27 protein-coding genes and 1 tRNA gene are annotated in these 23,428 nt (G+C 65.6%); 14 read left to right on the top strand and 14 right to left on the bottom strand.

What is annotated here, in order from left to right:
• Positions 1-100 precede the first annotated feature (100 nt).
• The gene (locus tag FSZ31_RS04105) at positions 101-2,179 is read left to right on the top strand and encodes an acetyl-CoA carboxylase biotin carboxylase subunit (RefSeq protein ID WP_147121751.1); all 2,079 of its coding nucleotides are present in this window, start codon (positions 101-103) and stop codon (positions 2,177-2,179) included.
• Position 2,180: 1 nt separating this feature from the next.
• Positions 2,181-2,552, top strand: coding sequence for a tRNA-binding protein (locus FSZ31_RS04100; protein ID WP_147121750.1), 372 nt, complete (start codon positions 2,181-2,183; stop codon positions 2,550-2,552).
• Positions 2,553-2,828: 276 nt separating this feature from the next.
• Here FSZ31_RS04100 and FSZ31_RS04095 read toward each other — a convergent pair.
• Positions 2,829-2,915: transfer RNA gene (locus FSZ31_RS04095), tRNA-Tyr, on the bottom strand.
• 170 nt (positions 2,916-3,085) lie between these two features.
• Between FSZ31_RS04095 and FSZ31_RS04090 the strand changes: the two genes are divergently transcribed.
• Both FSZ31_RS04090 and FSZ31_RS04085 read left to right on the top strand, forming a co-directional pair.
• On the top strand, positions 3,086-3,850 hold the full coding sequence (locus FSZ31_RS04090) for a TrmH family RNA methyltransferase (protein ID WP_147121749.1): 765 nt from the start codon (positions 3,086-3,088) through the stop codon (positions 3,848-3,850).
• 21 nt (positions 3,851-3,871) lie between these two features.
• Positions 3,872-4,681 (top strand): hypothetical protein, encoded by an 810-nt coding sequence (locus FSZ31_RS04085; protein ID WP_147121748.1) that lies wholly within the window; start codon positions 3,872-3,874, stop codon positions 4,679-4,681.
• 11 nt (positions 4,682-4,692) lie between these two features.
• Here the strand turns inward: FSZ31_RS04085 and FSZ31_RS04080 are convergent, their stop codons facing one another.
• Entirely contained in the window at positions 4,693-5,010 is a 318-nt protein-coding gene (locus FSZ31_RS04080) for a 2Fe-2S iron-sulfur cluster-binding protein (RefSeq protein ID WP_147121747.1), read from the bottom strand.
• Positions 5,011-5,093: 83 nt separating this feature from the next.
• Here FSZ31_RS04080 and FSZ31_RS04075 point away from each other — a divergent pair, with 83 nt between their 5' ends.
• The gene (locus tag FSZ31_RS04075) at positions 5,094-5,711 is read left to right on the top strand and encodes a DNA-3-methyladenine glycosylase family protein (protein ID WP_147121746.1); all 618 of its coding nucleotides are present in this window, start codon (positions 5,094-5,096) and stop codon (positions 5,709-5,711) included.
• 176 nt (positions 5,712-5,887) lie between these two features.
• Positions 5,888-7,888 (top strand): alpha/beta hydrolase family protein, encoded by a 2,001-nt coding sequence (locus FSZ31_RS04070; RefSeq protein ID WP_201739116.1) that lies wholly within the window; start codon positions 5,888-5,890, stop codon positions 7,886-7,888.
• Between the two features lie 38 nt (positions 7,889-7,926).
• Here the strand turns inward: FSZ31_RS04070 and FSZ31_RS04065 are convergent, their stop codons facing one another.
• Entirely contained in the window at positions 7,927-8,472 is a 546-nt protein-coding gene (locus FSZ31_RS04065; protein WP_147121744.1) for a hypothetical protein, read from the bottom strand.
• A gap of 111 nt (positions 8,473-8,583) precedes the next feature.
• On the opposite strand from FSZ31_RS04065, the gene FSZ31_RS04060 reads away from it, so the two are divergent.
• A complete protein-coding gene (locus tag FSZ31_RS04060; RefSeq protein ID WP_147121743.1) occupies positions 8,584-9,408 on the top strand; it encodes an SDR family oxidoreductase in 825 nt (274 codons plus the stop codon).
• The gene (locus FSZ31_RS04055; RefSeq protein WP_328592388.1) at positions 9,405-9,809 is read left to right on the top strand and encodes a metallopeptidase family protein; all 405 of its coding nucleotides are present in this window, start codon (positions 9,405-9,407) and stop codon (positions 9,807-9,809) included. Before FSZ31_RS04060 ends, FSZ31_RS04055 begins: the two co-directional genes overlap by 4 nt.
• 365 nt (positions 9,810-10,174) lie before the next feature.
• Here FSZ31_RS04055 and FSZ31_RS04050 read toward each other — a convergent pair whose 3' ends face one another.
• Positions 10,175-10,468, bottom strand: coding sequence for a 4a-hydroxytetrahydrobiopterin dehydratase (locus FSZ31_RS04050; RefSeq protein ID WP_147121742.1), 294 nt, complete (start codon positions 10,466-10,468; stop codon positions 10,175-10,177).
• Between the two features lie 51 nt (positions 10,469-10,519).
• Here FSZ31_RS04050 and ccmA point away from each other — a divergent pair, with 51 nt between their 5' ends.
• Entirely contained in the window at positions 10,520-11,143 is a 624-nt protein-coding gene (ccmA, locus tag FSZ31_RS04045; protein ID WP_147121741.1) for a heme ABC exporter ATP-binding protein CcmA, read from the top strand.
• On the top strand, positions 11,140-11,787 hold the full coding sequence (ccmB, locus tag FSZ31_RS04040; protein WP_147121740.1) for a heme exporter protein CcmB: 648 nt from the start codon (positions 11,140-11,142) through the stop codon (positions 11,785-11,787). Before ccmA ends, ccmB begins: the two co-directional genes overlap by 4 nt.
• On the opposite strand, the gene FSZ31_RS04035 is transcribed toward ccmB, so the two are convergent.
• The 10 genes from FSZ31_RS04035 to coxB form a co-directional block, all read right to left on the bottom strand.
• Positions 11,784-12,671 carry a class I SAM-dependent methyltransferase gene (locus tag FSZ31_RS04035; RefSeq protein ID WP_147121739.1) on the bottom strand — a complete coding sequence of 296 codons (888 nt, stop codon included), beginning with the start codon at positions 12,669-12,671 and terminating at the stop codon, positions 11,784-11,786. The two genes, ccmB and FSZ31_RS04035, sit on opposite strands and share 4 nt — an antisense overlap.
• An 18-nt stretch (positions 12,672-12,689) precedes the next feature.
• The gene (gene thrC, locus FSZ31_RS04030; RefSeq protein WP_147121738.1) at positions 12,690-14,051 is read right to left on the bottom strand and encodes a threonine synthase; all 1,362 of its coding nucleotides are present in this window, start codon (positions 14,049-14,051) and stop codon (positions 12,690-12,692) included.
• Positions 14,052-14,053: 2 nt separating this feature from the next.
• Positions 14,054-14,722, bottom strand: a complete 669-nt coding sequence (locus FSZ31_RS04025; RefSeq protein ID WP_147121737.1) for an SURF1 family cytochrome oxidase biogenesis protein — start codon at positions 14,720-14,722, stop codon at positions 14,054-14,056.
• A complete protein-coding gene (locus FSZ31_RS04020; RefSeq protein ID WP_147121736.1) occupies positions 14,719-15,117 on the bottom strand; it encodes a DUF983 domain-containing protein in 399 nt (132 codons plus the stop codon). The genes FSZ31_RS04025 and FSZ31_RS04020 overlap by 4 nt, the downstream gene beginning before the upstream one ends.
• Positions 15,118-15,996 carry a cytochrome c oxidase subunit 3 gene (locus tag FSZ31_RS04015; RefSeq protein ID WP_147121735.1) on the bottom strand — a complete coding sequence of 293 codons (879 nt, stop codon included), beginning with the start codon at positions 15,994-15,996 and terminating at the stop codon, positions 15,118-15,120.
• A 68-nt stretch (positions 15,997-16,064) separates the two neighbouring features.
• Positions 16,065-16,613: a cytochrome c oxidase assembly protein gene (locus FSZ31_RS04010; protein WP_147121734.1), complete on the bottom strand. Its 549-nt coding sequence runs from the start codon at positions 16,611-16,613 to the stop codon at positions 16,065-16,067.
• Positions 16,614-16,623: 10 nt separating this feature from the next.
• Positions 16,624-16,761, bottom strand: coding sequence for a hypothetical protein (locus tag FSZ31_RS12885; RefSeq protein WP_201739115.1), 138 nt, complete (start codon positions 16,759-16,761; stop codon positions 16,624-16,626).
• Positions 16,758-17,669, bottom strand: coding sequence for a heme o synthase (locus FSZ31_RS04005; RefSeq protein ID WP_147121733.1), 912 nt, complete (start codon positions 17,667-17,669; stop codon positions 16,758-16,760). The genes FSZ31_RS12885 and FSZ31_RS04005 overlap by 4 nt, the downstream gene beginning before the upstream one ends.
• 36 nt (positions 17,670-17,705) lie before the next feature.
• Entirely contained in the window at positions 17,706-19,385 is a 1,680-nt protein-coding gene (gene ctaD, locus FSZ31_RS04000; RefSeq protein WP_147121732.1) for a cytochrome c oxidase subunit I, read from the bottom strand.
• 12 nt (positions 19,386-19,397) lie between these two features.
• The gene (coxB, locus tag FSZ31_RS03995; RefSeq protein WP_147121731.1) at positions 19,398-20,480 is read right to left on the bottom strand and encodes a cytochrome c oxidase subunit II; all 1,083 of its coding nucleotides are present in this window, start codon (positions 20,478-20,480) and stop codon (positions 19,398-19,400) included.
• Between the two features lie 190 nt (positions 20,481-20,670).
• Between coxB and pyrE the strand changes: the two genes are divergently transcribed.
• The 4 genes from pyrE (at position 20,671) to lepB (ending at position 23,410) form a co-directional block, all read left to right on the top strand.
• Positions 20,671-21,249, top strand: coding sequence for an orotate phosphoribosyltransferase (pyrE, locus tag FSZ31_RS03990; RefSeq protein ID WP_147121730.1), 579 nt, complete (start codon positions 20,671-20,673; stop codon positions 21,247-21,249).
• Complete coding sequence (locus FSZ31_RS03985; protein WP_147121729.1) at positions 21,249-21,989, top strand: pyridoxine 5'-phosphate synthase; 741 nt, start codon at positions 21,249-21,251, stop codon at positions 21,987-21,989. The genes pyrE and FSZ31_RS03985 overlap by 1 nt, the downstream gene beginning before the upstream one ends.
• Positions 21,990-22,140: 151 nt before the next feature.
• Positions 22,141-22,560 carry a holo-ACP synthase gene (gene acpS, locus FSZ31_RS03980; protein ID WP_147121728.1) on the top strand — a complete coding sequence of 140 codons (420 nt, stop codon included), beginning with the start codon at positions 22,141-22,143 and terminating at the stop codon, positions 22,558-22,560.
• A complete protein-coding gene (gene lepB / locus FSZ31_RS03975) occupies positions 22,553-23,410 on the top strand; it encodes a signal peptidase I (RefSeq protein WP_147121727.1) in 858 nt (285 codons plus the stop codon). The genes acpS and lepB overlap by 8 nt, the downstream gene beginning before the upstream one ends.
• Positions 23,411-23,428 lie beyond the last annotated feature (18 nt).

The raw sequence follows: 23,428 nt of genomic DNA, 5'->3' as shown, positions 1-23,428 counted from the left end.
AGGGTCAGGTTTTGGTCCCAATATCAGCGCTCTTCATGATTTCGACTTTAGTGCTCGCTTGGATTGCCCTTCGCAAAGCTCCAACTTCGGACGATAAATAATGTTCAAAAAAATCCTCATCGCCAATCGCGGCGAGATTGCCTGTCGGGTGATCCGCACCGCAAAGAAAATGGGCATCGCGACGGTCGCGGTCTATTCGGACGCCGACGCGCGCAGCCCGCATGTCGAACTGGCCGACGAGGCGGTCCATATCGGCCCCGCTCCTGCCGCCGAGAGCTATCTTCTCGCCGACAAGATCATTGCCGCGTGCAAGGCAACCGGCGCCGATGCGGTCCATCCCGGTTACGGCTTCCTGTCCGAGCGCGAGAGCTTCGCCAAGGCGCTCGCCAAGGAGAAGATCGCCTTTATCGGCCCGCCGCCGAACGCCATCGCGGCGATGGGCGACAAGATCGAATCGAAGAAACTCGCGCTCAAAGCCGGCGTCAGCGTCGTTCCCGGCCATGTCGGCGAGATCGACGATACCGAACACGCCGTCAAAATCTCGGGCGAGATCGGCTATCCGGTGATGATGAAGGCCTCGGCCGGCGGCGGCGGCAAGGGCATGCGCCTCGCCTGGTCCGAACAGGACGTCCGCGAAGGCTTCGAGGCGACCAAGCGCGAAGGTCTCGCCAGTTTCGGCGACGACCGCGTGTTCATCGAGAAATTCATCGAACAGCCGCGCCATATCGAGATCCAGCTGATCGGCGACCAGCACGGCAGCATCGTCTATCTCGGCGAACGCGAATGTTCGATCCAGCGCCGCCACCAGAAGGTGGTCGAAGAGGCCCCCTCGCCCTTCGTCGATCCCGAGATGCGGCGCGCGATGGGCGAACAGGCGGTCGCGCTCGCCGCAGCGGTGGGATATTACAGCGCGGGCACGGTCGAACTGATCGTCGGCGCCGACAAGTCGTTCTACTTCCTTGAAATGAATACCCGGCTCCAGGTCGAGCACCCGGTAACCGAGGAAATCACCGGCATCGACCTCGTCGAGCAGATGATCCGTGTCGCCGCGGGCGAGAAACTGCCCTTCAGCCAGGACGACATCGTGCTCAACGGCTGGGCGATCGAAGCGCGCGTCTATGCCGAGGATCCCTATCGCGGCTTCCTGCCAAGCACCGGGCGTCTCGTCCGCTACGACCCGCCCGAGGAGGTGGATACCCGGCTTCGACAGGCTCAGCCCGAGCGGAGTGGGGATGGTAACCAACCTGACCCGCTCACCCTGAGCCTGTCGAAGGGCGAAGCGCGCGATGATCCATCACCAATGGTCATCCGCGTCGACGACGGCGTGCGCGAGGGGCTCGAGGTGTCGATGTTCTACGACCCGATGATCGCCAAGCTGATCACCTGGGCGCCGACACGTGAGGGCGCGATCGATGCGCAGATCGGCGCGCTCGACCGCTTCGAACTCGCCGGGCTCGGCAACAATGTCGATTTCCTCTCGGCGCTGATGCAGCATCCGCGCTTCCGTGCCGGCGCCATCACGACCAATTTCATCGCCGAGGAATATCCCGACGGTTTCGAAGGCGCCCCCGCGAGCGCCGAGCTCAAGCGCGGCCTCGCCGCGATCGCCGCCTTCGTCGCGACCGCCTATTCGGACCGCGCGCGGCTGGTCGACGGGCAGTTGAACGGCCCTCTAGAGCCGCCTTCTAGATGGCAAATCCGGTTGGGCGACAGCGACCACGACGTGGCGCTCGACGGCGACGACCTGACGGTCGACGGCACGCCTCTCGTCCTCGAGGCGATCTATTCGCCCGGCGACCGCGCGATCCTGGCCACCATCGACGGCGAAGAAATCGTCGTGCGGATCGCCAACCACCGCACCGGCTTCCAGCTGACGACGCGCGGCGCGAGCCACTTCGCGCGCGTCCTGCCCGCGCATGTCGCGCCGTTGGCCAAGCACATGATCGAAAAGGTCCCGCCCGATCTGTCGAAGTTCCTGCTGTGCCCGATGCCCGGCCTGCTGATGCAGCTCCATGTCGGCGAGGGCGACACCGTCGAGGCGGGCCAGCCGCTCGCGGTGGTCGAGGCGATGAAGATGGAAAACATCCTGCGCGCCGAAAAGGCCGGCACGGTCAAGTCGGTCAATGCCGTCGCGGGCGACAGCCTCGCGGTCGATGCGGTGATTCTCGAAATGGAATGACGTGCACCTGACGCACGATCCCGACGCGCCCGCCGCACCCCAGATCGGCTTCGACGATTTCCTCGCCGCCGACATTCGCGTCGGCACGATCGTCGCCGCCGAAGCCTTTCCCGAAGCACGCAAGCCATCGCTCAAGCTGCGGATCGATTTCGGTGCCGGCGTCGGGGAGAAGAAGAGCTGCGCGCAGATCGCGGCCAACTATGCGCCCGCCGACCTGATCGGACGACAGGTCGCGGCAGTCGTCAATTTCGCTCCGCGCCAGACCGGCCCGGCGATCTCCGAAGTGCTCACGCTGGGGTTCGCCGATGCCGACGGCAACGTCGACCTGTTCGCACCCGATACCCGCGTTCCGAACGGATCGCGCCTGTTCTGAACGCGATGGTTTCATCTGAAACCAGACGATTTTTATCGTTAATTTATTGTTGGTTATTTCGGATAGCTAAGAGGCGACGTCACTCTATCGGCGGATGTGCGATGGGCCACCAATATGCCTGGTGGGACGCCTGACCCGCGAAGGCTTCGCCTCTCGGGATCATCGATATTTTCGTCCCCCGGACGGGCGAAGTTGCGTGTGGGGAGACGCCTGACCCTTGAAGACTTCGCTTCTCGGGATCATTCAAAATCAGTCCCCCGGACTGGTTTTGAATGATGGTGGACAGGGCTGGATTCGAACCAGCGTACGGGAAACCCGGGCAGATTTACAGTCTGCTGCCTTTAACCACTCGGCCACCTGTCCAGATGTTCGCAGCGGTGAAACCACCGTGCTTGCGCCGGAATATTAACCCCGGCGCCGGGCGTGCAGGCGCCCCAATGGAGAAAGCGCCGTGGCGTGTCAATGCCGTCAAACCGGTCGCAAGGCGAATGCGCGCTTGCCTCACCGCCCCCGTGCGTTGCAAAGAACCCGTCATGTCACGTCGCAAGCAAACCTATCAGGTCAAGAAGGGCGCCCCGATCCGTATCTGGGGCCGCCATCCCGTCATCGCCGCGCTCGCCAATCCGGCGCGCAGCGTGCGCAAATTGTGGGGCACGCGCGAGGCGCTTGCCTCGCTCGACCTGCCCGCGACGCTGCCGATCACCTATAGCGAGGTCGCCGACCTTGCCCGGCTGATCCCCGGCGATACGCCGCACCAGGGGATCGTCGCCGAGTTCGAACCACTCGAAGACATCTGGCTCGGCGACGTGCTCGACCGCGAGGCGGGCGACAGCGCCGCCAGGCCCCGCCCGATCGTCATTCTCGACCAGGTCACCGATCCGCACAATGTCGGCGCGGTGCTGCGCTCTGCCGCCGCCTTCGACGCCTGCGCGGTCGTCACGCAGGATCGCCATGCACCGCCCGAATCGGGCGTCATCGCGCGCTCGGCCTCGGGTGCGCTCGAAATCGTGCCGTGGGTCCGCGTCGTCAATCTCGCCCGCGCGCTCGAGGAAATCGCCGAAGCCGAATATTGGCGCATCGGCCTCGCCGGCACCGCCGATACCGAGCTTTCGGTCGCGCTCGAAGGCAGCAAGCGGATCGCGCTGATCCTCGGCGCCGAGGGTGAAGGCATGCGCCACAACACGATGGCGCATTGCGACATGCTCGCCAAACTGCCGATCAGCCCGCGGATGGAGAGCCTCAACGTCTCCAACGCCGCAGCAATCGCGCTTTATGCGGTGGCGACCGCCAAGGGATAACCAATTTCGGGGGGAAATATCATGCGCAATCGAGTGACGTTTCTGGCCGCAATCGCGATTGCGCTCACCTTGGCCGCCTGTTTCATCGTTCCCGGCAAATTCACTTCGACCATCGATGTCGGGCGCAACGGCGCCTTCACCTTTGCCTATAAGGGCGAGCTGATGTTCGCGACGTCGCCCGCACTGATCCGCCAGGCGCAGGCCGACAGCGACGAAAAGTTCGTCGCGCAGTGCACCGACGAAGACAGCTTTGAAGACCGCAGCTGCAGCGACGACGAAATCGCCGAACAAAAGGCCGAATGGGACGAGGCCCAGGCCAAGAAGGCTGAAAACGTGGCCCGGTTCTCGGCGATGTTCGGCGGGATCAACCCTGCCGACCCCGCGACGATGGACGCCTTTGCCGCACGCCTGTCAAAGGAACAGGGCTGGAAATCGGTCGTCCACAAGGGCGACGGCGTGTTCGAGGTCGATTATGCGCTGACTGGCCGGCTCGACCGCGATTTCGTCTGGCCGATCTTCCCCGGGGTCGAGATCATCAAGCCGATCATCGCCATCCACCGCCGCGCCGACGGCTCGGCCGAGATCGGCGGACCCGGCCTCGCCACCGCCGACGACCAGAGCGCGCGCGCATTGGGCGGGCTCGGTCCCGATGCGCCCGGCGACAACGCCAATGCGCGCACCGAGGGGCGGCTGACGCTGACCACCGACGCCGCGATCCTGACCAACAACACCAACGACGGCCCGGCCAGGGCGGGGGCGCGTCAGCAGCTCGTCTGGGACATCACCTCGGGGACCAAGGTCGCGCCCAAGGCGCTGCTCAAGCTCGACTGAGCCCCGCGCGCTCAGTCTTCGGGGGCGATTGTCACCTTGAGGCCGTCGAGCGCGTCGGACACGTCGATCTGGCATGACAGCCGCGATCCCGCGGTCCGGTGGTCGGACGAATCGAGCAGATCGTCCTCGTCCTCGCTCATCGCGGGGAGCAGCGACAGCTGGGCATCGTCGACAACGACATGGCAGGTCGCGCACGAACAGCAGCCGCCGCAGAGCGCGAGCAAGTCGTCAAAGCCCGCATCGCGGATCGTTTCCATCACGCTATAGCCGGGCTTGGCTTCGACGGCGCGCTCGTTGCCCGCGCGGTCGGTCACATAAATCGTCGGCATCAATTATCCTGTCTGTAGCGGCTATGGCTTGGCATTGGCGGCCCGCCTATGGTGCGCGTCCACGCAAATCAAGGGGTGACGGCATGGGACTGACGGCAAAGCAGATACGGACCGATCTCGACGCGCTCGTCGCCGTCGAGCCGCGCTTCGCTCCCGCGCTTGCCGAGGCAGGCTATCCGCCGCCACGGATCCGTCCTCCGGGCTATGCAACGCTGCTCCGCACGATCGTCGGCCAGCAGGTCAGCGCCAAGGCGGCGACCGCGGTGTGGAACAAGCTCGAGGCGCATCTCGGCGAAGGCTGCCCGGTCGAGGCGATCGCCGCGTCGGACTTCGATGCGCTACGCGCCTGCGGGCTCAGCCGGCAGAAACAGGGCTATGCGCGAAGCCTTGCCGAACTCGTCATGACCGGCGACCTCACCTTCGACGACCTGCCCGCCGACGACGAGGAGGCGATCGCGCTGCTGACCAAGGTCAAGGGCATCGGTCGCTGGTCGGCCGAAATCTACCTGCTGTTCGCCGAGGGACGGCGCGACATCTGGCCCGCCGGCGACCTTGCCGTCCAGATCGACGTCGGCAAGGTCATGGGCCTTACCGAACGCCCGTCGGAGAAGCTCTGCCGCGCGCTGGCCGAGCCCTGGCGCCCCTATCGCGGCGCGGCGGCGATCTTCGCCTGGCACCATTACAGCATCGAGGCGATCTAGCCGCCCTCGTAAAGCACCCCTGAAGTGGGTTCAGAACACTTGTAAAGTTCCCTTTACTTGACAGGTCACGTGCCTGTGTATTATGCACATAATACACAGGGAGAATTGCTATGAAATCACTTCTATTGGGCGCCAGCATGCTTGCCGGTTCCGTCCTTTTGACCGGATGCACAAACATGGACCAACAGACCGCCCCGACAATGGTCGCCGCGCCGCAGCCGGCCGCGGCGGTCCCGCTGATCGAGCGCGCGGCGCTGTTCGGCAATCCGACCAAGACCAGCGCGCAATTGTCGCCCGACGGCAAGTGGCTGAGCTGGCTCGCCCCGCGCGGCGACGTGCTCAACATCTACGTCGCCCCGGTCGGCAATCCCGACGCCGCGAAACCGATGACCAATTCGACCGACCGGCCGATCCGCGGCTATGGCTGGTCGGGCGACGGCAAGACCCTGCTCTATGTCCAGGACAAGGGCGGCGACGAGAATTTCCTGCTGTACGGCATCGACGTCGCGAGCGGCGCCGAACGCACACTGACCCCGTTCGAAAAAACCCGCGCGCAGCTCCTCGGCACGTCGCACAAATACAAGGACGCCGTGCTCGTCGGGCTCAACAACCGCGACCCGCGCTGGCACGATGTCTATCGGCTCGACCTGACGACCGGCACGCTGACCGAGGTGATCAGGGGTGACGGCTATGCCGGCTTCCTTGCCGACGACAACCTCAACCTCAGGCTCGCGATGCGGCCCAACGCGGCGGGCGGGGTCGACTATTTCCGCGTCGTCGATGGCAAGGTCGAGGACAAGCCCTTCGGTTCGACCGAGCTCGCCGATTCGCTGACCACCAACCCGGCGGGCTTCACCAACGACGGCAAGACGCTGTACTGGATCGACAGCCGCGGTCGCAACACCGCCGCGCTGATCGCGCAGGATGTCGCCAGCGGCGACAAGCACGTCATTGCCCAGAGCGACAAGGCCGATATCGCCGGCGCGATGGGCAATCCCAGGACCGGGGTGATCGATGCCTATGCGATCAATTATCTCAAGCCCGAATGGACCGCGATCGATCCCGCTGTCGGTGCCGATCTCGATTGGCTCGATAGCCAGCTCGAAGGCGAGTTCGGGGTGAGCTCGCGGACCGAGGACGACAGCCTGTGGATCGTCGGCAACGATCCCGTCGTCGAGCCCGCCTCGACCTATCTGTTCGACCGCAAGGCAAAGACGCTGACCAAGCTCTATACCTCGCGTCCCGAACTGGTCGGCGCACCGCTCGTCGCCAAGCGCCCTGTCGTCATCAAGTCGCGCGACGGGCTCGACCTCGTCAGCTATCTCAGCCTGCCCAAGGCCGCCGATCCCGACGGCGACGGCACGGCGAATGCGCCGGTGCCGATGGTCATGGTCGTCCATGGCGGACCGTGGGGCCGCGACGGCTATGGCTTCAGCGCGGCACACCAATGGCTCGCCAATCGCGGCTATGCGGTGCTCAGCGTCAATTTTCGTGGCTCGACCGGCCTCGGCAAGGACTTCATCAGCGCGGGCGACCTCGAATGGGGCCGCAAGATGCAGGACGACCTGATCGACGCGATGGACTGGGCCGTGGCACAGGGCGTCACGACGCCCGACAAGGTCGCGATCATGGGCGGCAGCTATGGCGGCTATGCCACGCTCGCCGGCCTGACCTTCACCCCCGAACAGTTCGCCTGCGGTGTCGATATCGTCGGCCCGTCGAACCTCGAAACGCTCTTGAAGACGATCCCGCCATACTGGACCGCGATGGTCGAGCAGTTCCACCAGCGCATGGGCGACCCGCGCACCGAGGCCGGCCTGGCGATGCTCAAGGACCGCTCGCCGCTCTACAAGGCAGGCGATATCGTCCGTCCGCTGCTGATCGGGCAAGGCGCCAACGATCCGCGCGTCAACCAGGCCGAAAGCGACCAGATCGTCGCCGCGATGAAGGCGCGCGGGATCCCGGTCACCTATGTCCTGTTCCCCGACGAGGGTCATGGCTTCGCCAAGCCCGAAAACAACATCGCGTTCAACGCGGTCGCCGAGAACTTCCTCGCCAAATGCCTGGGCGGACGCGCCGAACCGATCGGCAAAACGCTGTCCGAATCGAGCGGCAAGATCGTCGAAGGCGCCGATTTCGTGCCGGGCCTTGCGACGAGCGTGGCGGGCGGCAGTTAGGCCAACGGGCGCGCGCACGGCATCGCGCCGTCGCGCGCCTATTCGGCGGCGACCGTTGCGACCGTTTCGACCCCGGGATTGAGCGCTTCGACCTCTTCGAGGAACGATCGCGGTTTCTTGAAGAACCTGCTCTTGCGATTGACCTTGAGGCCGACCGTCTCGGCCGCTTCCATCGCGAAATGGACGCAGTTGCGCTTGTTCAGATTATAGCTTTTCTGCGGCCGGTCGCGCCATTCGACGACCTTGGCCATCAGCCGCGCATAGCCCGCATCGTCGAGATGGACGGTGAAATGCGGATCGCTGCTCGCAACATATTTGGGCTCGACGCTTTCGACGATGCCGATCACCGATCCGAACAGGATCGCGGGCGACACGTTCTTCGCGGTGAAGCCGTAATTGGTGTCGATCACCTCGCCGGTCGCATCGATCGTGCCGTTGAGGACGATGAACGCGTGCGGGAAGCTGTCGCCGAATTCGTGGCTGTAGAATGTCACCGCGACATCGGCCCGCGCGGCGGACGGCACGAACAGCATCAGCGCGCCGAACAGAGCCATGACCGCCAATTGCATCTGCTTGATAATCATCGGCTTACAGGTCTCCCGCTCTCGACGCGCTTTACATGCCAAAGCGCCGACCCCATGTCCAACATCGCCTGACCGCGCAGCAGATGCCGCGGCAGGACGAGGGAGGGTGACATGGCACAGGCAATTTTCATTACCGGCGGCGGTTCGGGCATCGGGCGCGCGACCGCACAACGTTTTGCGCGCGCAGGCTGGTTCGTCGGGCTGGCCGACGTCGATGCGGCAGGGATCGCCGAAACCGCCGCGCTGCTTCCCGCAGGTCGGTCGTCGAGCCACGTCATGGATGTCCGCGACCGCGCTGCCTGGGCGAGCGCGCTGGCCGACTTCGCGCAAGCAACCGGCGGCCGGCTCGACGTCTTGTTCAATAATGCCGGCATCGGCCTTGGCGGCCAGTTTCCCGACCTTGCGCCCGACCAGGCCGAGCGGATGATCGCGATCAACTTCACCGGCGTCGTCAACGGCGTCTATGCGGCGCTCCCGCTGCTCGAACAGACGCCCGGCGCGGCGATCCTCAATACTGCATCGGCTGCCGCGATCTTCGGCTCGCCCGGCCTCGCAGTATATTCGGCGACCAAGTTCGCGGTGCGCGGCCTGACCGAGGCGCTTGATCTCGAATTCGCCGAACGCGGCGTCGATGGTGCGGGCATCAAGGTCCGCTCGTTGATGCCGAGCTTCATCGACACGCCGCTGCTCGACGTCACTGTCAGCGGGACCAACAGCACCTCGCGCGAACGCGTCCGCGCCGCGGGCCTCGAATTCACGCCGGTCGAACAGGTCGCCGACGCCGCCTGGGACGCGGTCCACGGCAGCAAGGTCCACACCGTCATCGGCAAGACCGCGAAAAAACTGCGCTTCGCCTCGCGCTGGGCGCCGTGGCTGCTCAAGAAACGGCGCAAGGCGATGGAGCAGGCCGCCGACCTGTCGGGCAGCAACCATTGAACCAACCGCTGCCCTTTGACGGCCCATCGACCGACGAGATGGAGGCGATGGCGCACCGCGCGATACAGGCAATGCCGCCCGAATTTCGCGCGCATCTCGGCCCCGTCGTCGTGCGCGTCGACGATTACGCGAAGCGCGACGTGCTCGACGGCTTCGGCATGACCAGTCCGATGCAGCTGTCGGGGCTCTACACCGGGCGGCCCGTCGGGATCAAAAGCGTCAGCGATTCGGGCGCGATGCCCGACATGATCCACCTCTACCGCCAGCCGATCCTCGCCGAAGCAAAGCAGCGCGGCATTGCCATCGAAACGCTCGTCGCGCACGTCCTCGTCCACGAGGTCGGCCATCATTTCGGCTTTTCCGACGACGACATGCACTGGCTCGAAGACCAGGCGGACTAGAGACCCTACCCTCTCCCGTTTGTCCTGAGTAGGCCCGCAGGGACGTATCGAAGGGTCTTTGCTGAACCCCAGCTCCGTTTGCCCTGAGTAGGCCCATAGGGCCGTATCGAAGAGCCTTCGCGGCTGCTCCACGCCCAACGCCGTTCGTCCTGAGTAGGCCGAAAGGCCGTATCGAAGGGCCATTTCCATACCGAGCGATACCAACCCTTCGATACGCGCCTATGGGCCTACTCAGGGCCAACGGGTGAGCGAGTTGCGCAGCCCTGTTCGGGCTGAGCCTGTCGAAGCCCGGTCTTTTCGACGGCGCATACAGTCCTTAGATACGCGCCTTCGGCGCTACTCAGGGCAAACGGAGGTGGGGTGGCTTATGCGAGCAATGCCTCGATCGCCTCCGCCATCGCGACATCGCGGGCCGACAGGCCGCCGGCATCATGCGTCGTCAGCGCGATATCGACGCGGTTATAGACGTTCGACCATTCGGGATGGTGATCCATCTTTTCCGCCAGCAGCGCGACGCGCGTCATGAAGGCGAAGGCAGCCGAAAAGTCGGCGAAGACGAACCGCCGCGTAAAGGCGTCGCGCACGCCGTCGTGGCACCAGTCGGAATGCGCGGCGAGAAACGCCTCGCGCGCGGCGTCGGACAGTTTCTCGATTGGCATCCCGGTTCTCCCGCTGGCGTTCGTGCGCGCCGCACCGTATTGAGCGCTGCCATGACGACCCGTCAATCGCCCAATGCCCCGCGCCACGACGCGATGATCGCATTCGACGCGGTCGCCTGCGTGCGCGGCGGCAATGTGCTGTTCGAAGACCTGTCGTTCGCTGTCTGCGAAGGTGGTGCCCTGCTCGTCTCGGGCCCCAATGGCGCGGGCAAGTCGAGCCTGCTGCGCCTCGCTGCGGGACTGCTCGATCCGGTCGCGGGCCGCATCAGCCGAAGCGCGACCACCGCGCTGACCGACGAACGCGCCGCGCTCGATCCCGAACAGAGCGTCGCGCGCGCACTGGGCTGGTGGGCCCGGCTCGACGGTGCGCCAGATGGCGCGGTCGACGCCGCACTGGCCACGCTCGGCTGCACCCACCTCGCCCCCGTCCCCGTCCGCCTGCTCTCGACCGGCCAGCGCAAGCGTGCCGCGCTCGCCCGCACGATCGCCAGCGGCGCGGCGCTGTGGCTGCTCGACGAGCCGGCCAACGGCCTCGACGCCGATGCCATCCCGCTGCTCGAGGCGGCGATCGCGCGCCACCGCGCGGCGGGCGGCGCGGTGATGGTCGCGACGCACATCGCGCTCGCGCTGCCCGATGCACAGCGGGTCGCGCTCGGCGCAGCGGTCCCCGCATGAGGCTGCTCGCCACCCTGTTCGTCCGCGATCTTGCGCGCTCGTGGCGCAGCGGCGCCTTGTGGCTCCCGGTCGGCTTCTACCTGCTCGTCGCGATGCTGTTTCCCTTTGCGGTCGGCCCCGATCCGGTGCTGCTCGCGCGGACCGGCGGCGGGATGCTGTGGGTCGCCGCGTTGCTCGCCGCGCTGCTGCCGGTCGATCGGCTGTTCGCCGACGATGCGCGTGACGGCACGCTCGACCAGCTCGCGCTGCGCGGCATCGGCGAGGAAAGCGTCGTCGTCGCGCGCCTTGCCGCGCACTGGCTCGGTTTTGCGCTGCCGCTGCTCGTCGCGACGCTGCCCGCCGCCGCGCTGCTCAACCTCGACGGGGCGACGCTCGCGCGGCTCGCGATCGGCCTCGCGATCGGCACGCCTGCGCTCGCCGCGCTCGGCGTGCTCGTCGCCGCGCTGACGCTATCGCTGCGCGGCGCCGGCGGGATCGTCGGCCTGTTGCTGCTGCCGCTGGCAGTGCCGGTGCTGATCTTTGGCGCGGGCTATGCCGCCGATGCGGGCGGGGCGCCGCTCAAGCTGCTCGCCGCCGCCTCGCTGTTCCTCGTCGCGATCACGCCGTTTGCGGCCGCAGCGGCGTTGCGCGCAGGGCGCAGCTAGGCGTTACGCCAGCGCGCGAAGATCGCGGTCGGCAGGACGAGCCCGCGCGCTTCCTCGCGCACGCCCAGTTCGCCGCATTCGACCGTGCCGGGAAGGTCGCCGAACGACTGGCGCATCAGTTCGCCGATCGCCAGCGCCGACAGTCGCACCGCATACGCGGTCAGGAAGACGCACGCCGAATCGGCATCGACCAGCCGACGGCAATCGGCGATCAGTCCGGGCAGGTCGTCCTCGAGCTTCCACATCTCGCCATCGGGGCCGCGCCCGTATTTGGGCGGATCGAGCAGGATCGCGTCGTAGCGCCGCTCACGCCGGACCTCGCGCGCGGCGAACTTGGCGGCATCATCGACGATCCAGCGCACCGGCCGGTCGGCCATGCCAGCCAGCGCGGCATTCTCTCGCGCCTGAGCGACCGATTTCTTCGACGCATCGACATGGACCATCGATGCGCCCGCTGCCGACAGCGCGAGCGTGCCGACGCCGGTATAGCCGAACAGGTTGAGTGCGGTCTTTGTTCGGCTAACGCCGGATACGGCACTTAAACACTCCCGCATCCAGTCCCAGACCGGCGCCATGTCGGGAAAAAACCCTAGGTGACGGAACGGCGTGCACTGCGCCTGGAACTTCACGCTGCGCCATGACAATGGCCAGCCGTCGAGCGGCACGTCGGTGTCGTAGAACCAGCGGCCGCCGCCATCGTCGTCCGATGCCGGCACGAATTCGCCATCGGCGCGCCAGTCGTCCTGCGCGGGGGCCCACATCGCCTGCGGTTCGGGGCGGATGAAGCGAAAGCGGCCATAGCGTTCGAGCTTGCGCCCGCCGCCGCTGTCAACGAGGCCATAGTCGTCCCAGGGCTCGCCGATCATCGTCACAAGGTCATTCATGCGCATGTCCTTAGACGATCAGCCGCGCGCCGCAACATAGGCTGTGACCGCAGCGACATCGGCGGGCAGGCGCACGACGCGTTCAGCGCCGGTCAGAGCATCGGCCAGCCGCGCCGGAACCGTCGGATCACGCCCCGTCGCGCGGCGCACCGCATCGGGAAACTTGGCGGGATGCGCAGTGGCGACGACCGCGATGGGATCATCGCCCCCGACGCTCTGAGCCGCCGCGAGCGCGATCGCGGTGTGTGGATCGATCGTCGTGCCGCGTTCGTCGGCCCAGCGCATAGCCGCGTCCATCGCCGCGGCATCGATCGCAACCCCGGTCATGTGCGCCAGAGCGGCGCGCTGTGCGTCGGTCAGGACGATCTCGCCCTCGCCTGCCAGCGCGGCCATCTGCCGCGCTACAACCGCGCCATCGCCGCCCGCTGCATCCCACAGGAGCCGTTCGAAATTGCTCGCAACCTGGATGTCCATCGCGGGCGCATCGGTCGCGCGCACCGCGCCGGGGCGATAGACGCCGTCGGCGAGCGCGCGTGCAACGATATCGTTGGCGTTGGTCGCAACGATGATGCGTGCGATCGGCAACCCCATGCGCCGCGCGGCGTGGCCGGCAAAGGCATCGCCGAGATTGCCCGTCGGCACGGCAAAACCGACCGCGGAATCGGGCGCGCCGAGCCGCAGCGCGGCGGTAAAATAATACACCGACTGCGCCGCGATGCGCAGCCAGTTGATCGAATTGACCGCCGACAGCCGGTGCTTCGCGACCAGCGCGGCATCGCCAAGCAGCGCCTTCACGATCCGCTGGCAATCGTCGAAGCTGCCGTCGATCGCGACCACATCGACATTGCCGGCCGCGACGCTCGTCATCTGGCGGCGCTGGACGTCGCTGATCCGCCCCTCGGGATAGAGCATGACGATGCGCACGCCCTTTTTCCCCGCGACCGCGTGGATCGCGGCCGATCCGGTGTCGCCCGATGTCGCGCCGATGATCGTCGTGCGCGCGCCGAAATGGCCGAGCATCGCACCGAGCAACTGCAGCGCGATGTCCTTGAAGCTCAGCGTCGGGCCGTGGAACAGTTCGAGGAGGGAAAGCCCATCGTCGAGCCGCCGCAGCGGCGTCACCGCGGCGTCATCGAACCCGGCATAGGCATCGCGGCACAGGCCAAGCAGCGTCGCATCGTCGATATCATCGCCGATGAAGCGCGCCAGCACGCGCGCGGCGGTCTCGGCATAATCGAGCCGCGCCATCGCGCTAAGTTCGTGGTGGGAGAAATGCGGCCAGACTTCGGGCATCCACAGCCCGCCGCCGGGCGCGAGGCCGCCGGTTACGACCGCGCGAAACCCCGCCGATCCCCCGCCGCGCGTGCCGACATAACGCACGCCTAGTCCGTCGCCGGCGCGGCGTCCGCCTTGGTCCAGCGCTGGCGCAGCGCAATGCCGTAGATCGCCAGAGCAATCGTCGCGAAGAAGAACCACTGCCACATATAGGCGATATGGTTGTTGGGGATGGCGCCAAGGTCGGGCGCGGCGTTGGGCTTCAGCCCGGCGACCGGGTCGGTCATGACGAGCATCGCGCGCGGCGGTGCGGCGCCCTGGATCCGGTCGATCAGCCCGCGATGATCGGGCGCGGTCGAGATCCAGCCGTGCACGGCGCCGCCGTTCCACAGCTGCTTGAGATTGGGCTCGTCGCTCGTCCCGACCTGGACGCTCGCGCCCGGCCCTTCGGCGCCGGTCCGGCAGTCGGCGATATAGCGCGTCGTGCCGCCGCCACCGGGTGCGCGGCCGCCTTCGGAGCGCCAGCCGACGACATTCAGGCAGACGAGGCTCGAGCGGCGGAACAGCGCGCTGTCGGGCACCGGTCCGAGCGCCGGGAACATCACATCGCTGTCCATCGCGATATTGCGTTCGTAGAGCGCGAGCAGCCGCTCCTTTTCGCCCGCGCGCTGGTATTGCCAGATGCCGAGCGCGATCATCGCGGCGACCGCCAGCGCGACGACGATCGTCGCAACGATCGGGATCGGCCGGCGCGGCTTATCGAGCGAATCGCTCATGGTTCGTCGTGCGGTACGATTCGCCCTTCGCGCGCGTCACGGCGATGTTCGGAGACGAGCAGCGCCGCCTTGGCAACGCGTGTGCCCCCGATCGTCAGCGCGGTGGTAACCGGGATCCAGATCAGTGCCTGGACCCAGAATGGCGGGCCGAACGCCACCTGGACAGTGATCGCGAGGCCGATGACCAGCGCGGTGATGATCAGGATGAGGAACGCCGCTGCGCCGTCACCGACATTGTAGCGCGAGAAATCGAGGCCGCAGACGCGGCAGCGATCGGCGAACTTGACCGGACCCGTGAACAGCGTCCGCTCGCCGCAATCGGGACACAGACCGAAAAGGGCAGCCGCGGCAAGGCCGGGCTGCCCTTTGCTGGTATCGGGAGGACCTTGCTCCATCTATCCGTGGACCGGTGCGCCCCAGCCGCCCCAGACATAGATCACCGCGAACAGGAACAGCCACACGACATCGACGAAATGCCAGTACCAGGCCGCCGCTTCGAAGCCGAAATGCTGGCGCGGGGTGAAGTCGCCCTTGTACGCGCGGACCAGGTTGACGATCAGGAAGATCGTCCCGACGAGCACGTGGAAGCCGTGGAAACCCGTCGCCATGTAGAAGGCCGAGCTGTAGTTCGACCCGCCGAACCCGAACGGCGCGTGCGCATATTCATACGCCTGGATGCTCGTGAAGATGGCACCGAGGATGATCGTCAGCCACAGACCGAGGATCAGGCCCTTGCGGTCGCCATGGATCAGCGAATGATGCGCCCAGGTGACCGTCGTGCCCGAGCACAGCAGGATCAGCGTGTTGAGCAGCGGCAATTCGAAGGCGTTGAGCACTTCGATACCCTTGGGCGGCCACTGCAACAGCGCCGATGCGCCGTCCTGGCCGATCATGTTGGTCACCGCGCCATCGACGAACTCGATCGGCGCAGGGAACAGCGAGAAGTCGAACCACGCCCAGAACCAGCCGACGAAGAACATCACTTCCGAGGCGATGAACAGGATCATGCCGTAGCGCAAATGGAGCTGGACGACGGGCGTATGATCGCCCGCGTGCGCTTCCTTGATCACGTTCGACCACCAGCTGAAAAACGTGAACAGCACCGCGGCAAGGCCAAGGAAGAAGACGTAGCCGCCGCCATTGGGCGCGCCGACATGGCCGCCATGCATCCACATGACGCCGCCGGCAGCCATCGTCAGCGCCGAAAAGGCACCGATCAGAGGCCACGGATCGGGGGCTAGAATATGATAATCGTGGTTCTTGGCACCGGCCATGAAACTGTCCCTGTTGCGTTGGTCGGGGCGGCGAAACACGCTACCCGCTCGATTGAAATTCGGGTTGGCTAACCCTCGGTGTCACCGTTCTTGGTGCGGTGGAAGGTATAGCTCAGCGTGATTTCCTCTATATCCCGGGTGTCGGGATCGTCCAGCAATTTCGGATCGACGAAATAGAGGACCGGCATGCGAACCTGCTCGCCTGCCGCGATCGTCTGTTCGGTGAAGCAGAAGCACTGGATTTTCTTGAAATACCTGCCTGCGGTGACCGGCGTGACGTTGAAGCTGGCGGTGCCGGTAATCGGTTCGCTGCCATTATTCTTGGCGATGAAAATCGCCATGTCGCGCGCGCCCAGGCTGACGGTGTCGGTGGGGTGTTCGGGCCGGAACTCCCACGGCAGGTCGCGATCGACGTTCGAATCGAAGCGGACCGAGATCGTCTTGTCGACGTACACCGGCACCTCGGCCGCCTGCGCCTCGTCGGCGCGGCCGGTCGTGCCGTTGAACCCGGTGACGCGGCAGAACATGTTGTAAAGCGGGACCGAGGCATAGCCGACGCCGACCATCGAGATCGTCATCGCGCCAAAGATAGCGGCGGTGCGCAGCTGCGGAGTCATGCGTTCTGCCTCATCCGTAACCTGCCCCGATCTTGACGATCGTGATCGCGTAGAACAGCGCGACGAGCGCGCCGAGAATCAATGCGGTGATCAGCGCGCGCGATTTCTGGCGGCGGCGATATTCCTTTTCGTCGAATGGATCGTTCATGGCACCACCTTAGCATCTACGACGAGGATCGCGAACAGCGCGAACAGGTAGAATATCGAATAGGCGAACAGCCGCTTTTCGGGGCGCATCGCCGCCGGCTCGGTCGCGCGGTTGGTGCCGACGCGGATCGCCAGCGCGACGAACACGAGGCTGAGCGCCGATGCGGCGACGCCATAGAGCGCGCCGGCAAGGTCGAGCAGCCACGGCGCGATCGCCACCGCTGTCATCACCAGGCTGTAGAGCACGATCTGGCGCCGCGTCGCGGCCTGGCCAGCGACCACCGGCAGCATCGGGATGCCCGCCTTGGCGTAATCGGAATTGATGAACAGCGCGAGCGCCCAGAAATGCGGCGGCGTCCAGAAGAAGATCAAGGCGAACAAGAGGACCGGCATCAACGTCACGTCGCCAGTCACCGCAGCCCATCCGATCAGCGGCGGGAATGCGCCCGCGGCGCCGCCGATGACGATATTCTGCGGCGTGCGCGGCTTGAGCCACATCGTGTAGACGACCGCGTAGAAAAAGATCGAAAAGGCGAGGATCGCGGCGGACAGCCAGTTGACCGCCAGCCCCATCAGCAGGACCGAGAACGACCCCAGGCCGACGCCGAAATGGAGCGCCGAGCTCTTGTCCATCCGCCCGGCGGGCAGCGGCCGCTGCGCGGTGCGCTTCATCTTGGCATCGAGGCCCGCCTCGTACCACTGGTTGAGCGCGCCCGACGCGCCCGCGCCCAGCGCAATCGCCAGGATCGCGGTAAAGCCCAGCACCGGATCGACGCTGCCCGGCGCGGCGAGCATCCCGCACAAGGCGGTGAAGACCACCAGGCTCATCACGCGCGGCTTGGTCAGCGCAAAGAAATCCCCCGCGCTGGCGGGCATGGCTGGCTGATATTCGGACACGCTGATGGTCATGGGGTTCCTGCCCCTCCGCGACGGGAGGGGCTATGTTCAGGCGATCTTCGGGAGCTGCTCGAACTGGTGGAACGGCGGCGGCGACGACAAGGTCCATTCGAGCGTCGTTGCGCCTTCGCCCCACGGATTGGCCGCAGCCTTGCGACCCGCCGCGAGCGACCAGATCAGGTTGACGAAGAAGATCAGCATGCCGGCCAACATGATCGAATAGCCCCAGGTCGATGCGATCTGGTTCCAGTGCGCATAGGCGTCGGCATAATCAGGATAGCGCCGCGGCATGCCCTGCTGGCCCAGGAAATGCATCGGGAAGAACAGGACGTTCACGCCGATGAAGAATACCCAGAAATGCAGCTGGCCGAGGAACTCGTTGTACATCTTGCCCGACATTTTCGGGAACCAGTAATAGAAGCCGGCGAACAGCGAGAACACCGCGCCGAGCGACAGCACATAGTGGAAATGCGCGACGACGTAGTAGGTGTCCTGCATGTACGTATCGACGCCGCCATTGGCGAGGACGACACCGGTCACGCCACCGACGGTGAACATGAAGATGAAGCCGATCGCCCACATCATTGGCGTCTTGAAGGTCAACGAACCGCCCCACATCGTTGCGATCCAGCTGAAGATCTTGATGCCGGTCGGGACCGCGATAACCATCGTCGCGGCGGTGAAGTACATCTTCAAATTCACGCTGAGGCCGGTGGTGAACATGTGGTGCGCCCACACGACGAAGCCGACGACACCGATCGCGACCATGGCATAGGCCATGCCGAGATAGCCGAAGATCGGCTTCTTGCTGAAGGTCGAGATGATCTGGCTGACCATGCCGAATCCGGGCAGGATCATGATGTAGACCTCGGGATGGCCGAAGAACCAGAACAGATGCTGGTAGAGGATCGGATCACCGCCACCGGCGGCATCGAAGAAGGTCGTGCCGAAATTGCGGTCGGTCAGCAGCATCGTGATCGCCGCGGCGAGCACCGGCAGCGCGAGCAGCAGGAGGAACGCAGTGACGAGGACCGACCAGACGAACAGCGGCATCTTGTTGATCGTCATGCCCGGGGCACGCATGTTGAAGATTGTGGTGATGAAGTTGATCGCGCCGAGGATCGACGACGCGCCGGCGAGATGCAGCGCGAGGATTGCCATGTCGACCGCGGGTCCGGCGGAGCCTGCCGTCGAAAGCGGGGCATAAACCGTCCAGCCGGTACCGGCACCGTTGCCGAGACCGCCCGGAACGAAGGTCGAGCCGAGCAGCAGGATGAATGCGGGGACGAGCAGCCAGAACGATACGTTGTTCATCCGCGGGAACGCCATGTCGGGCGCGCCGATCATGATCGGGACGAACCAGTTGCCGAAGCCGCCGATCATCGCGGGCATGACCATGAAGAACACCATGATCAGGCCGTGCGCGGTAACGAGGACGTTCCACAGGTGCTTGGCCTGCGTCAGCGAGCCCTCTTCACCGAGGAACTGCGACCAAAGGACGAGGTGCTGGATGCCGGGCTGGTTCAGCTCGATCCGCATCAGGCCCGAAATCGCGCCGCCGACGACACCGGCAAAGATCGCGAAGATCAGGTAGAGCGTGCCGATGTCCTTGTGGTTGGTCGACATGAACCAGCGCGCAAAGAACGACGGCTTATGGTCTGCACCATGGTCGTATTCCTGCAGGTGCTCGTGTCCGGCGGGGGCGTTGTCGGCGGTGATCGTCGTCATGGTAGTCGGCCTTTACTGGGCGGTGGCGGGCGCTGCGCGCTCGCCCGAATTGTTGGCATGGTCGTCGCCTACCGCAGTCGCGGCAGCTTCGCCCGAAGGCGCGGTTTCAGCCGGAACGTCGGGCTTGGCGAGGTCCTTGGCGCCGGCGCGATGACCGCCCTGGCGCGCGACCCACGCGTCGAACTGCGCCTGGGGCAGTGCCTCGACCGCGATCGGCATGAAGCCGTGATCGACGCCGCACAATTCGCTGCACTGGCCATAATAGACGCCGGGCTTGTTGATCTTGAAGGTCGTCTCGTTGAGCCGGCCGGGGACCGCGTCGAGCTTGGTCCACAGTGCGGGAACCGCGAAGCTGTGAATGACGTCCGACCCGGTGATCAGCAATTTCACCGTCTTGCCGACGGGAACGACCATCCGGTTGTCGACCGCGAGCTGGCGCGGCTCGCCCATCTTGGCGGCCTCTTCGGGCGGCAGCATTTTCGAGATGATCTCGGGAATGCCGTTGTCGGGATATTCATAGCCCCAATACCACTGGTAGCCGGTGACCTTGATCGTCACCGCATCCTTGGGCGCGGGCTTGTACTGCGCCGCGAGCAGCGACAGCGACGGATAGGCGATCGCCAGCAGGATGAAGACCGGGATCAGCGTCCACAGGATTTCGATGAAGGTGTTGTGCGACGTTTTCGACGGCACCGGGTTGGCGGCCGCGCGATAGCGGAACATCACCCACAGCAGCAGGCCAAGGACGAGCAGCGAGATGACGGTGATCAGCGGCAACAGGATCGAGTTCGACATCCAGTAGGCGTAGGCGCCGTTGTCGGTCACCTGCGGCTGGAAGTCGATTCCGCCCGGGGTCGGCTGGCCAACCCCGTCGACGGGCTTCAGCCGGAACGGATCGTTGGCGTAACCGGGCGCGGCGTCCGCGCCGGGCGCATTGGCCTGCGCCGCATCGGACGCGGTCGCTGCGGGCGAGACGGTCGTCTCGGGCGCACCGCCGGCGGCAGCGGGAAGCGGCGCGGTAACCGCACCCAAGGCAGCGGTGGCGGGCATGGCTGCGGCCGCCAGGCTCAATAAAATCGATGTGAGAATCTTCATGGGATTGGCTGTCACCCTGTTCTTCGGTTCACTGTGGGGGGCGTCGCTGGGGCAGGTTCATGCTCTCGCATGAGGCCTGCCGCTATGCCCTTCCCCCACGGCGGTTGCCGCCCTATAGACCCGGTTGCCGCTGGCCTCAAGCGCCAGAGGCCAAGAATCTTTGGCTATTTGCGATGGAGGCCCTGGCGGCATGACCGACGAGGATGTGCTCGACGAATTTCGTGTATCGGGCGCCTTGCTCGAAGGCCATTTCCTGCTCTCTTCGGGCCGCCACAGCGCACAGTATCTGCAATGCGCCCGCGTCCTGATGAATCCGGCACGGGCGGCGCGACTGAGCGACGCGCTGGCCGCCAGCCTGCCCGCCGATTTGCGCGATGCGCTCGACGCGGTCGTCTCGCCGGCGATGGGCGGGGTGATCGCGGGGCATGAAATGGGCCGCGCGCTCGGCCTCGACGCGATGTTCCTCGAACGCCCGACGGGCACGTTCGAACTGCGCCGCGGCTTCGCGCTCGAACCCGGTGCCAGGGTGCTGATGATGGAAGACGTCGTCACCACGGGCAAATCGTCGCTCGAGGCCATCGCCGCGATTCGCAGCGCGGGCGGCGAGGTCATCGCCGCCGCCGCGATCGTCGATCGGTCGGGCGGCGAAGCCGATCTCGGCGTTCCCTTCTATCCGCTGATCCGCCTCTCGGTGCCGAGCTATGCCGATGACGAGGTGCCAGCCGACCTCGCCGCAATCCCCGTGACCAAGCCCGGCAGCCGCGCCTGATGAGCATAGAAGGCCCGCACAAGCTGCGCCTCGGCGTCAACATCGACCACGTCGCGACGATCCGCAACGCGCGCGGCGGCGACCATCCCGATCCGGTCAAGGCCGCGCTGCTCGCCGCCGAATGCGGTGCCGACGGGATCACCGCGCATTTGCGCGAGGACCGCCGCCACATTCGCGACGACGATATCGCGCAGCTCATGGACACGCTCGAAATCCCGCTCAACCTCGAAATGGCGGCGACCGACGAAATGCTCGCGATCGCGCTGCGCCACAAACCGCACGCGGTCTGCCTCGTTCCCGAAAAGCGCGAGGAGCGCACCACCGAGGGCGGGCTCGATGCCGCTGGCCAGCACGACCTGCTCGCGCCCTATGTCGCACGGCTTGCCGATGCGGGCATCCGCGTCAGCCTGTTCATCGAACCCGCCGCGGCACAGCTCGACGCGGCTTTGCGGCTAGGCGTGCCCGTCGTCGAATTCCACACCGGCCGCTATGCGCATGTCACCGGCGAGGCGCGCACCGAAGAGCTCAAGCGCATCGCCGACATCGCCGCGCTCGCGACCAAGAACGGCATCGAACCGCACGCCGGCCACGGCCTGACCTTCGACAACGTCATTCCCGTCGCCGCGATCCCGCAGCTTGCCGAGCTCAACATCGGCCATTTCCTGATCGGCGAGGCGATCTTCGCCGGCCTCACCGAGGCAATCCTCGAAATGCGCCGCCTGATGGACGAAGCGCGGTGACGGGCAGCATGGCCGTCTCCTCCCCATATCCATGGGGAGGGGGACCATCCGCAGGATGGTGGAGGGGTCGACGCGCAAGCGGCAATCACGGCGCTAGCCCCTCCACCACGCTGCGCGCGGTCCCCCTCCCCGTACCGGGGAGGAATTGAAGATGATCGTCGGTCTCGGTTCCGACCTGTGCAACATCGAGCGGATCCAGGCGTCGCTCGACCGCTTTGGAACGCGTTTCGAAGCCCGCGTCTTTACCGAGGTCGAGCGCGCCAAGGCCGCGCGGCGCCCGTTCACCGCGGCGGGCACCTATGCCAAGCGCTTCGCTGCCAAGGAGGCGTTTTCCAAGGCGGTCGGAACCGGATTTCGCCGCGGCGTGTTCATGAAGGACATCGGCGTCGTCAACGCAGCCTCGGGCGCGCCGACGCTCGCTCTCGAAGGCGGTGCCAGACAGGCCTTGGAGCGAATGATTCCCGACGGTATGACCGCACATATCCACCTCACCCTGACCGACGACCATCCCTGGGCCCAGGCGCTGGTCGTCATCGAAGCCTTACCGACGGACCCCCAATCGCATGACTGACAGCACCCAAACCGATACCGACGGCAAGACCAACTGGTGGCGCGAACTGCGCAGCATCCTCGTCATCATCCTGATCGTGCTCGGCATCCACAGCTTCATCGCCAAGCCGTTCTACATCCCGTCGGGGTCGATGATGCCCAACCTGCTCGTCGGCGACCGGTTGCTGGTAACCAAATATCCCTATGGCTTTTCCTACGCTTCGGCGAGCTTCCACCTGCTGCCGCCGTTCAAGGGGCGCATTTTCGGTCATTTGCCCGAACGCGGCGACATCGTCGTCGTCGAACGGCGCAGCGACCGCGCCGACCTCATCAAGCGCGTCGTCGGCCTGCCCGGCGACACGATTGAGGTCCGCGACAGCGCGCTGATCATCAACGGCGTTCCGGTCAAACGCGAACAGCAGCCCAATCTCAGCCTGGCGATCGACGCCAACGACCCGTGCCTTGAAAGCACCTATCCCGGCGCGCGCGTCACCCATGGCGACGGCAGCGTCAGCTGCGACCTGCCGATCATCCGCGAAACGCTGCCCAACGGCGTCAGCTACAACACGATCGATTTGGAACGCGACAGCTATGCCGACAATTTCGGCCCCGTCACGGTGCCCGCCGACCATGTCTTCCTGATGGGCGACAATCGCGACCGCAGCGCCGACAGCCGCTTTCCCGGCCCGCTCGGCCTCGACGGGCCGGTCCCGTTCGAGAATATCAGCGGCCGCGCCGAATTCGTCACCTTCTCGCTGGACGGGAGTTCGCAGACGTTCAACCCGGTCAGCTGGTTCTCGGCGATGCGCGAAGGGCGTGCGGGGCTATCGCTCCGCGCAAAGCACGCTAAGCTGGCACCACCAGGAAAATAACCACGCCAGACAAGGGAC

It is taken from the genome of Flavisphingopyxis soli, from assembly GCF_007995095.1.
Classification (GTDB): domain Bacteria; phylum Pseudomonadota; class Alphaproteobacteria; order Sphingomonadales; family Sphingomonadaceae; genus Flavisphingopyxis; species Flavisphingopyxis soli.
The sequence above is the reverse complement of the archived record's forward strand: the minus strand, read 5'-3'. Positions and strand labels throughout refer to the sequence as shown.

Coding starts and splice junctions, on each gene's coding strand:
- FSZ31_RS04105 (WP_147121751.1), top strand. CDS start 101: ATGTTCAAAAAAATCCTCATCGCCAATCGCGGCGAGATTGCCTGTCGG.
- FSZ31_RS04090 (WP_147121749.1), top strand. CDS start 3,086: ATGTCACGTCGCAAGCAAACCTATCAGGTCAAGAAGGGCGCCCCGATC.
- FSZ31_RS04085 (WP_147121748.1), top strand. CDS start 3,872: ATGCGCAATCGAGTGACGTTTCTGGCCGCAATCGCGATTGCGCTCACC.
- FSZ31_RS04080 (WP_147121747.1), bottom strand. CDS start 5,010: ATGCCGACGATTTATGTGACCGACCGCGCGGGCAACGAGCGCGCCGTC.
- FSZ31_RS04075 (WP_147121746.1), top strand. CDS start 5,094: ATGGGACTGACGGCAAAGCAGATACGGACCGATCTCGACGCGCTCGTC.
- FSZ31_RS04070 (WP_201739116.1), top strand. CDS start 5,888: ATGGACCAACAGACCGCCCCGACAATGGTCGCCGCGCCGCAGCCGGCC.
- FSZ31_RS04065 (WP_147121744.1), bottom strand. CDS start 8,472: ATGATTATCAAGCAGATGCAATTGGCGGTCATGGCTCTGTTCGGCGCG.
- FSZ31_RS04060 (WP_147121743.1), top strand. CDS start 8,584: ATGGCACAGGCAATTTTCATTACCGGCGGCGGTTCGGGCATCGGGCGC.
- FSZ31_RS04050 (WP_147121742.1), bottom strand. CDS start 10,468: ATGCCAATCGAGAAACTGTCCGACGCCGCGCGCGAGGCGTTTCTCGCC.
- ccmA (WP_147121741.1), top strand. CDS start 10,520: ATGACGACCCGTCAATCGCCCAATGCCCCGCGCCACGACGCGATGATC.
- ccmB (WP_147121740.1), top strand. CDS start 11,140: ATGAGGCTGCTCGCCACCCTGTTCGTCCGCGATCTTGCGCGCTCGTGG.
- FSZ31_RS04035 (WP_147121739.1), bottom strand. CDS start 12,671: ATGAATGACCTTGTGACGATGATCGGCGAGCCCTGGGACGACTATGGC.
- FSZ31_RS04025 (WP_147121737.1), bottom strand. CDS start 14,722: ATGAGCGATTCGCTCGATAAGCCGCGCCGGCCGATCCCGATCGTTGCG.
- FSZ31_RS04020 (WP_147121736.1), bottom strand. CDS start 15,117: ATGGAGCAAGGTCCTCCCGATACCAGCAAAGGGCAGCCCGGCCTTGCC.
- FSZ31_RS04015 (WP_147121735.1), bottom strand. CDS start 15,996: ATGGCCGGTGCCAAGAACCACGATTATCATATTCTAGCCCCCGATCCG.
- FSZ31_RS04010 (WP_147121734.1), bottom strand. CDS start 16,613: ATGACTCCGCAGCTGCGCACCGCCGCTATCTTTGGCGCGATGACGATC.
- FSZ31_RS12885 (WP_201739115.1), bottom strand. CDS start 16,761: ATGAACGATCCATTCGACGAAAAGGAATATCGCCGCCGCCAGAAATCG.
- FSZ31_RS04005 (WP_147121733.1), bottom strand. CDS start 17,669: ATGACCATCAGCGTGTCCGAATATCAGCCAGCCATGCCCGCCAGCGCG.
- ctaD (WP_147121732.1), bottom strand. CDS start 19,385: ATGACGACGATCACCGCCGACAACGCCCCCGCCGGACACGAGCACCTG.
- coxB (WP_147121731.1), bottom strand. CDS start 20,480: ATGAAGATTCTCACATCGATTTTATTGAGCCTGGCGGCCGCAGCCATG.
- pyrE (WP_147121730.1), top strand. CDS start 20,671: ATGACCGACGAGGATGTGCTCGACGAATTTCGTGTATCGGGCGCCTTG.
- FSZ31_RS03985 (WP_147121729.1), top strand. CDS start 21,249: ATGAGCATAGAAGGCCCGCACAAGCTGCGCCTCGGCGTCAACATCGAC.
- acpS (WP_147121728.1), top strand. CDS start 22,141: ATGATCGTCGGTCTCGGTTCCGACCTGTGCAACATCGAGCGGATCCAG.
- lepB (WP_147121727.1), top strand. CDS start 22,553: ATGACTGACAGCACCCAAACCGATACCGACGGCAAGACCAACTGGTGG.